The organism is Tropicibacter alexandrii (assembly GCF_003667315.2).
GTDB classification, from domain to species: Bacteria; Pseudomonadota; Alphaproteobacteria; order Rhodobacterales; family Rhodobacteraceae; genus Tropicibacter; species Tropicibacter alexandrii.
Genome location: NZ_RCTZ02000057.1, coordinates 1 through 1,320, shown reverse-complemented (window position 1 = coordinate 1,320; position 1,320 = coordinate 1). Strand labels below are relative to the sequence as shown.

At 55.4% G+C, this 1,320-nt stretch carries 1 protein-coding gene and 1 other annotated feature; the gene reads left to right on the top strand.

The window, feature by feature from the left end; all coding sequences use genetic code 11:
- The first annotated feature begins 48 nt into the window (after positions 1-48).
- Positions 49-1,283, top strand: a protein-coding gene (locus D8Z78_RS24335) for an IS3 family transposase (protein WP_420824344.1) whose coding sequence is annotated in 2 segments (ribosomal slippage) — positions 49-346 and positions 346-1,283 — 1,236 coding nt in all. Because the reading frame shifts where the segments join, the coding sequence is not laid out codon by codon here.
- Positions 336-452 (top strand) — a sequence feature (AL1L pseudoknot). Its footprint overlaps the gene before it by 117 nt.
- Positions 1,284-1,320 lie beyond the last annotated feature (37 nt).

The following is a 1,320-nucleotide window of genomic DNA, read 5'->3' as shown; positions in this document are numbered from 1 at the left end:
TGAACCAGACCGGGTTTACCGGAGAGCCAAAAGCTCGGAAGGTAAGCTATGGAAAAGGGAAACCCTGGGAACCGTTTTTCGACAGAGGTGCGCGCACGTGCGGTGCGCATGGTCTTGGAGAATGAAGCGGATTACAAATCACGATCGCAGGCGATTGCTTCGATCTCAGAGAAGTTTGGATGCAGCCGCGATACGTTACGGGGCTGGGTAAACAAGCAGGCGGTTGAAGATGGGACACGCGATGGCTTGACCCAGTCGGAGCGGGATGAACTCAAGGCACTTCAGCGTGAGAACCGCGAACTTAAGCAAGCCAACGAGATCCTGCGTAAGGCGTCGGCTTTTTTCGCGGCGGCGGACCTCGACCGCCAATGGAAGAGATGATTGTTTTCATTGACGATCATCGTGGGAACTATGGCGTCGAGGCGATCTGCAGGGTTTTGCCGGTCGCGCCATCCAGCTATTATCACCATCAGGCCGTCAAGCGTGATCCGTCCCAAGCGTCCCTTCGAGCGCAGCGCGATGCAGTTCTCGCAGCGAAGATCAAAACCTGCTGGGAAGCCAGTGGCAAGCGTTACGGCGCGGTGAAAGTCTGGCACGATCTTGCCGCAGAGATTGAGGGTTTGGCGCGTTGTACAGTTGTGCGCTTGATGAAAGGCGCGGGAATACAAGGTGTTACCCGCGGAAAGGGCAAGAAGACCACGCACAGCAACCCGGCTCTGCCCTGCCCAGAAGATAAGGTGAACCGCGAGTTCAACGCGCCTGCGCCCAACATTTTATGGGTGGCCGACTTCACATATGTGCGGACTGCGGTGGGTTTCGTCTATGTTGCCTTCATTATCGATGTCTTTGCCCGCTTTATCGTGGGTTGGCAGGTCTCCTCGTCGCCCAATACCAAGTTGGTATTAGACGCTCTTGACCAGGCGCTTGCTGCCAGAAATCCGGATCGTGACAGGCTCACCCACCACAGTGATCGCGGCGTTCAATACCTGTCCATCAAGTATACTGAACGTCTTGAAGACGCCAAAATCGGTGCCTCGGTTGGCAGCGTTGGAGACTCCTACGACAATGCTCTCGCAGAGACGATCAACGGCCTCTACAAGACCGAAGTCATCGAGCATGAGGGGCCTTGGTCTGGGAAGAAGGACGTCGAAATGGCCACCCTGCAGTGGGTCTATTGGTACAACACGAAACGCCTCTTTGGACCGCTCGGATATATCTCACCCGCAACCGCAGAAAGAAACTTTTACAACGAAGAGCTCACGGCTAAAATAGCCGCTGAGTGACGAACTCCAACGTCTCCGGTAAACCCGGACTGGTTCA